This is a genomic window from Sulfurovum sp., assembly GCF_015493435.1.
GTDB lineage: Bacteria > Campylobacterota > Campylobacteria > Campylobacterales > Sulfurovaceae > Sulfurovum.
On the sequence record NZ_WGDD01000027.1, the window covers coordinates 1 to 6,397 of the forward strand.

General features: G+C 47.6%; 10 protein-coding genes. 9 read left to right on the forward strand and 1 reads right to left on the reverse strand.

Going from position 1 to position 6,397, the window contains the following annotated elements:
• The coding region (locus F8L24_RS04420) for a hypothetical protein (RefSeq protein WP_294952297.1) at positions 1-188 on the forward strand (188 nt) is incomplete at its 5' end.
• Between the two features lie 71 nt (positions 189-259).
• Here F8L24_RS04420 and F8L24_RS04425 read toward each other — a convergent pair.
• Positions 260-613, reverse strand: a complete 354-nt coding sequence (locus tag F8L24_RS04425) for a thioredoxin domain-containing protein (protein ID WP_294952300.1) — start codon at positions 611-613, stop codon at positions 260-262.
• Positions 614-729: 116 nt separating this feature from the next.
• On the opposite strand from F8L24_RS04425, the gene F8L24_RS04430 reads away from it, so the two are divergent.
• The 8 genes from F8L24_RS04430 to F8L24_RS04460 all read left to right on the forward strand — a co-directional run.
• Entirely contained in the window at positions 730-1,764 is a 1,035-nt protein-coding gene (locus tag F8L24_RS04430; protein WP_294952302.1) for an AAA family ATPase, read from the forward strand.
• Positions 1,761-1,979, forward strand: coding sequence for a hypothetical protein (locus F8L24_RS04435; RefSeq protein WP_294952305.1), 219 nt, complete (start codon positions 1,761-1,763; stop codon positions 1,977-1,979). The genes F8L24_RS04430 and F8L24_RS04435 overlap by 4 nt, the downstream gene beginning before the upstream one ends.
• Before the next feature lie 55 nt (positions 1,980-2,034).
• Entirely contained in the window at positions 2,035-2,457 is a 423-nt protein-coding gene (locus tag F8L24_RS04440; protein WP_294952307.1) for a redoxin family protein, read from the forward strand.
• Positions 2,458-2,566: 109 nt separating this feature from the next.
• On the forward strand, positions 2,567-3,643 hold the full coding sequence (gene glsA / locus F8L24_RS04445; RefSeq protein WP_294952309.1) for a glutaminase A: 1,077 nt from the start codon (positions 2,567-2,569) through the stop codon (positions 3,641-3,643).
• An 11-nt stretch (positions 3,644-3,654) separates the two neighbouring features.
• On the forward strand, positions 3,655-5,121 hold the full coding sequence (locus tag F8L24_RS04450; RefSeq protein ID WP_294952312.1) for a hypothetical protein: 1,467 nt from the start codon (positions 3,655-3,657) through the stop codon (positions 5,119-5,121).
• 30 nt (positions 5,122-5,151) lie between these two features.
• A complete protein-coding gene (locus F8L24_RS04455; protein ID WP_294952313.1) occupies positions 5,152-5,982 on the forward strand; it encodes a hypothetical protein in 831 nt (276 codons plus the stop codon).
• Positions 5,983-6,069: 87 nt separating this feature from the next.
• A complete protein-coding gene (locus tag F8L24_RS11190; RefSeq protein ID WP_365937964.1) occupies positions 6,070-6,270 on the forward strand; it encodes a TrkA C-terminal domain-containing protein in 201 nt (66 codons plus the stop codon).
• Positions 6,179-6,397, forward strand: a 219-nt coding sequence (locus tag F8L24_RS04460) for a hypothetical protein (RefSeq protein ID WP_294952315.1), incomplete at its 3' end; no start/stop codon positions are given. The genes F8L24_RS11190 and F8L24_RS04460, both read left to right, overlap by 92 nt.

A 6,397-nucleotide genomic window follows, 5' to 3' on the forward strand; every position in this document is an offset into this window, starting at 1 on the left:
AATATACGCTTTTATCCAATGCCTACCTTGTTACACATGCCGGTGACGGCTATTTCTGGTTCAAACAGTATGGCACCAACCCAAAAAATACCTATACGACATTCTATACGATCATGGCCGGGTATCTGGAAAAACATACTGTGATGAATCCAAAACCGGTGGACGGCCGCCTAAACGTTATACATTGAATATCTTTAGGCATGAGAAATAATATCTCACCAGCCTCCAAAGAGATACTTCTGTACCGTCTCCGACTGGTTTATCCGAACAGTTTTGAGAAAAAAGATTTTTTCCCCGCCAGTTTGTCGATGATGTTAAAGTAGTACGCCGCATCTTTGACCCCGAGTTCCGGATATTTCAGTTTTCCGCCGGGCATAATGGCAATGGTAAAGGGGACGGACTGTATTTTAAATGCAGAAGCAAGTTTCGGGTTTTGGCTGACATCACATTTTACTACGGGTATGTCATTCTCTTTCCCGTATGTTTCCAGCCGTTCATCGATGAGCTGCATCAGCATCTGGCAGGGGCCGCATGTAGGGGAGTAAAAGTCTACAAAGACTGGTCTGTCATTGTTCTTGATGATCGTTTCATAATTTTTATCTGTAAGTTCCATGGCCGTATTGTAGCGTGATTTATGTTACAATAATAGACAAACCCGGAATAGGTAACAGAGATGCCAAAGAGGGCTGGTCTCCAGTGTACAATCCGGAATAACACAGAGGAATAAGTATGACACCACGAGAGGCGATCAAAATAGTGTTTCAGCGTATGAACCAGGAAATTATAGGTCAGGAGCATATTGTAGAACGTTTTATTATGGGGATGCTGGCAGACGGAAATCTGCTTGTTGAAGGATTGCCCGGATTGGCAAAAACCAAAGCGGTCCATGCGATGGCCGATGCGATTGATGCGAAGTTTTCGCGTATTCAGTTCACTCCGGACCTGGAACCTGCGGATGTGATAGGAGAAGAGCGGCTTTATATAGAGAACGGGAGCCGGACATTCAAGTTCCATGAAGGTCCCATATTTGGAAATATTATTTTAGCGGATGAAATCAACAGGGCCCCGGCCAAGGTACAGTCGGCCATGCTTGAAGCAATGGAAGAAAAGCAGGTAACCGTAGCGGGTATCACCCATTCCCTGCCCAGGCTTTTTGTGGTGCTGGCTACCCAGAATCCTTTGGAACAGAAGGGGACGTACCCGCTGCCTGAAGCACAGAAAGACCGTTTTCTGATGCATGTAAAAATTGACTATGTCAATATGGATTCAGAATACAAAATGGTACAAATGATACTGAATGCATCTGCCCATCCGAAAAAGCAGTATGAAAAAGTATCGCAGGAGATGGTCTTCGCCGCCAGAGATGAAATTGCCGGGGTGCAGATAAGCGAAGCGATAGGAAAATATATTGTGGAACTGGTATTTGCTACACGGTATCCGCTTCGCTACAGCAAACAGCTTGGTGTTATGATCGATGTCGGTGTCAGTCCGAGAGGTTCACTGGCTTTGACCAAATGCGCACAGGTGCACGCCTGGATGAGGGGACGACAGGAAGTGACTGCCAAAGATGTACAGGGTGTTATACATGACGTTTTTCGACACCGTATCGTTAAGAGTGAACATACCAAGTTCAGTGGTATCCACAACGATAAGATCATCGATATTATCGTGGAGCAGGTTCCCGATCCGACACCAAAAAGGGAAGAACAGCTCAGGCAGGTCAGAAAGAGGGAACCCAAACCAAGTGAGATAAACAGCCAATGAAAGAGATCGAGATCACGCTGAAACCCGATACGGTTGAAGCACTGCTGACCTTTTCCGAAATACTCGACAAAGATGCCAGCAGCATGATAGAAGAGGCACTGGAACAATATTTTGCCGCACAGCAGCAAAAGCTCATGGAACAGAATATAAATGACGAGAACGCTATGACCAATTTAAACTATGATGAATTCTGGGATGGGCTGGATGTGGAATAAGAAGTGGCTCAAAGAAATAGTCATCGGGGGGATTGCCATATTTATATTATCTAATATGATAAGTTATATCCGTACACCGGAACTTGATTCAAAAGTACTGCCTGCTTCGACGGTACGACTGGTAGATGGCAGCAGTTATGCACTGCGCAAAGGGAAGCCTTTGCTCATACATTTTTGGGCAACGTGGTGTCCCACCTGTAAACTTGAAGCAGCAAATATAGAGCGTGTTTCACAAAAGTATGAAGTTTTGACCATAGCTGTCAATTCGGGCAGTGATGAAAAGATCAGGCATTTTCTACAGGAAAAAGGCTTGCACTACAGGGTTCTCAATGACAAGAACGGGGAATGGGCAAAACGTTTTCGGGTCGAAGCGTTTCCCACGACTTTTATCTACAATACACAGGGAATATTGAAATTTACTGAAACAGGATATACCACGACCGCAGGTTTGCTGGCAAGAATGGCACTTGCTGAGTAAAAATGTTTTATATCTCTCATTTAACATTCCGATTTCATTTGTTTTTATGATAAACATAAATTGTTTACGTTAGCATAATGTCTAATTAGATTCATTAAAGGAGAAAGAGATGAAGCTTAAGACCAGATATTTAGTCAAACGGGGAATTGCGGGGCTTTCCATCGTCTGTGCATCGCTGATTATGCTCGGGACAAGTCCTGTTCAGGCTAAAGGACCGGTTCCTGCAGTGACCAAAACAGAGGTGAAGAAGACTTCGCTGACAGAAGAACATATCAACGCGGTGCTCAAAGAAGCGTATGAAAAGTTCAAAGCGAGTCAAGGAGGAAAAAATGCCGACTACATCAAGGCACTGGCTGAAGTAGACCCGAAGACGTTTGGTATCACACTGGTAACACCCAACGGCAAAGTCTATGAAATTGGCAATACGAAAGCAGAAGTTTCCATCCAGTCGATTTCCAAAGTATTTACCGCCTGCAAAGTATTACAGGAAAGAGGGGCAAAGTTCCTTCAGGAAAAGATCGGTGTCAATGCTACGGGGTTGGCATTCAATTCCATCATCGCTATCGAACTGCATGACGGAAGCGCTTCAAATCCGTTTGTAAATGCCGGTGCCATTCAGGCGACGTCATGGGTTGAAGCGAAAGATTCCAAAGAGAGATGGGCCAAGATTAAGCAGAATATGGATGACTTTGCCGGGAAAAAACTTAACTTCAACGAAGTGGTCTATGATTCCGAAGTGAACGACAACAAGAGAAACCAGGCGATCTCCAAACTGCTCGACGCATACGGAAGAATGGGTTCCGACCCGCTTGAAGCGACAACAGTCTATACCAAACAGTGCTCTGTCAATATTTCTTCACATGATCTGGGTGTGATGGCAGCGACACTGGCCAACCACGGTGTCAACCCGGAAACGGGTAAAAGAGTACTTGACCGAAAGTATGTACCGAAGATCCTTGCTGTCATGGCAACCGCAGGACTGTATGACAATGCAGGCGACTGGCTCTACCTGACCGGAACACCGGCCAAATCCGGTGTGGGCGGCGGTATCTTTGCAGTAGTGCCTGGGAAAATGGGTATCGGTGTCGTCTCTCCGCCGCTTGACAAATACGGCAACTCCGTAAGAGGACAGAAATCGGCGGCATATATCATCGAAAAATTGGGCATCAATCCCTTGGCACAGTAAAGGGATAGAGGATGAAAATTTCGTATTCCAAACTGACAGTGGCATTGCTTTTTGCCTCTTCCGTATCCAGCGCACTGTTCGCATCGGAAGCGATCGACAGCAAGAAAAACGATACTGTGGATGAAGACCATGCCTATGAAACGGTTACGCATGAAAATGAAAAAAGCGACGGGTATGACATAGGCGGCGGCTGGAAGATCACAGGCGACCTGCGGGCCGGATACCTGAACTATGACTACAGCAACCCTCCTTCACATATCGATCCAGGCAGCGGTAAAATCATTCCGGTCAATCCGGACACAAATAAGGGCCACGCCGATTCACGAGGTGTCTACCTTGTTCCGAAGATCTCCCTGAGTTCGCCCAACTACAACGGTTTCACTTTCAAGATCACCGGTGCGGGTGCGACGGACTTCGGTATCAACGATGAGCTCTATGAGCAGCGAACCTTCGTTTTCGATTCGGTAGAGCGTAAATCCTTCGCCATCCTTCAGGAAGCCTACATCGCGTACGAAACCGCAGACGGTGCACACAAGTTGCTTGCGGGTGCAAAAGAGATCGTCACCCCGATGGTTGATGCGGATGACTGGTACATGCAGGCGGACAGTTTCCAGGGTGCCTACTACATGAACAAGAGTTTCGAGAACATCATGATGGCCGGAGGATACTTCTATAAAATGGCTGGTGTATGGGACAGTGGCGCTAACGGAACAGAGTGGCACACTATGTCTGACGCCAGTTTTGTGAACGGTGCCTACAAAAAGATCGCAGGAGATGAAGGGGTGTGGACAGGTGTATTCCAATATTCAGATGATACCCATAACCTTCAGATCTGGGATTACTACATGAATGATTACTATAACACTTTCTTTGCGCAGTATGACTATACCGGCAAAGGGGAGAGTTTCAAGTATGATCTGGGTGCACAGCTCATTGACTTCCAGGGTGTCGGTGGTTTGAAGAGCTACTATGCCAATGATATTGACAATGGAGATGGTACATATGGCGGCAGAGCGATCGACTACAGTATTTATTCGATCCGTGCCAATGCCAGTCACGACAATGGCTTTGACGTCGCACTGGGTGCATCGTTCTATACGGACGGAGACGGTACGGGCGACACGCTGGGTGCATGGGGTGGATACCCTTACTTCGCCAACGGGATGATCTTCCACTTCTTCGAAGCGGGCAGCCTGAGAAATGCGAACTCCTACAAAGCGCAGCTTGGTTACGACTTCGGGAAGCAGGGCTTCGATGGCCTATGGGTCGGTGCGAGATACACCTACTTTGACCTTGACCCGGAATATTCAAAGTCCTCTTTGAACGGAGAAGGGCAGGAGTATCAAAAACTCTATGGTCTCCGTGTAAGTTACAATAACCCCAACGGTGTTTACTTTACAGGAACCTACGAGTATGTCGATCTCGATCAGCAGCCGGATATCTCTGCGCTCAGACTGATCGGTGGATACAAGTTCTAAGAACGCTTTTGACAGAGAAGGAGGAACGGTATGCATATAGAAAATATCAATGAATCGATCCTTCCTTTTCTGCATGACCATCTCGACCTCTCCTTTTTCCTCGTCCTCGGACTGGGGTACCTCATAGGAAAGGTCCGTTTTGGTCCGGTCTCGCTCGGCTCTGTTGCCGGTGTGCTTTTTGCTGGTCTGATCTTTGGATACTTCGGTTTCAAGATCTCAAGTTCAGCCCAGATGATCGGTTTCTCCCTCTTTATCTTTTCCGTAGGCTATCAGGCCGGCCCCGGTTTTGTTGCAGTACTCAAACAGGACGGACTCAAGTATTTTGCTTTGGCGGTCGTGGTAGCTACGACAGGTTTTCTTGTTGCCGCGGCATGGGCCTATTTCCTTTCCCTGCCACCGGGTATGTCCGCGGGACTGCTCTCCGGCGGCCTGACCTCTTCCCCGACGCTTGCGGCGGCGCAGGATGCGGTACAGTCCGGTTCCATAGCCATGCAGGAGGGGTGGACCGCCGATCAGCTCATCAAGAACATGTCCATGGGGTATGCGGTCACCTATATCTTTGGCCTGGTAGGATTGATTATGACGATACAGTATCTACCGAAATTCCTTGGTATCGACCTGTCTGAGGAGGCAAGACGTTTCAGCAGTTCCGATGAAGAAAGCATTGCTTTGCCGGACAATGTCGTTCTGAGGGCCTACCGGATCACCGATCCAAAGATCGAAACCCTCAGTCTGGACGAGCTGAAAGAGAAGTACTGGGATCACCGTTCCGTAATAAAGATCAAAAGGGAAGAGAAGTTCTTTCCTGTGGATGAGAATGGCCTACAGGTAGGCGATGTCATTGAGGTGCTTGGACCATGACGATATTTTGCCGAAAAAATCTCCAGGATAGCGGAAGAGATCATACCTGAGTGGATCAGTGAGGATGTACAGGACAGCGCACAGATCATTGTAGAAAATGATGCGGTCATAGGGCGACCCCTTTACGAACTTGCCATCGGAAGACGTTTCGGTCTAATGCTGATGGAGATACGCAGGAGAGGCAAACGTATAGTGTATGATGATAATACCGTTTTGGAAAAGAATGATGTGCTCACGGTACTGGGAACCCCTCACCCAGATAGAGGCTATGGGCGAATTCATGGGTAAAGTGGTGCGTGACGGTGTGGAGACCGACATGGTCACACTCTCCTTCGGTATTGTCATCGGTTTGCTTATCGGTACGCTCAGCGTAACGGTCGGAGGGGTTTCCATCGGACTGGGATCGGCAGGAGGA

Bases quoted from the DNA above. Each gene is read 5' to 3' on its own strand.
- F8L24_RS04455 (WP_294952313.1), top strand. From the start codon at position 5,152: ATGCATATAGAAAATATCAATGAATCGATCCTTCCTTTTCTGCATGAC.
- glsA (WP_294952309.1), top strand. From the start codon at position 2,567: ATGAAGCTTAAGACCAGATATTTAGTCAAACGGGGAATTGCGGGGCTT.
- F8L24_RS04435 (WP_294952305.1), top strand. From the start codon at position 1,761: ATGAAAGAGATCGAGATCACGCTGAAACCCGATACGGTTGAAGCACTG.
- F8L24_RS04430 (WP_294952302.1), top strand. From the start codon at position 730: ATGACACCACGAGAGGCGATCAAAATAGTGTTTCAGCGTATGAACCAG.
- F8L24_RS04440 (WP_294952307.1), top strand. From the start codon at position 2,035: ATGATAAGTTATATCCGTACACCGGAACTTGATTCAAAAGTACTGCCT.
- F8L24_RS04450 (WP_294952312.1), top strand. From the start codon at position 3,655: ATGAAAATTTCGTATTCCAAACTGACAGTGGCATTGCTTTTTGCCTCT.
- F8L24_RS04425 (WP_294952300.1), bottom strand. From the start codon at position 613: ATGGAACTTACAGATAAAAATTATGAAACGATCATCAAGAACAATGAC.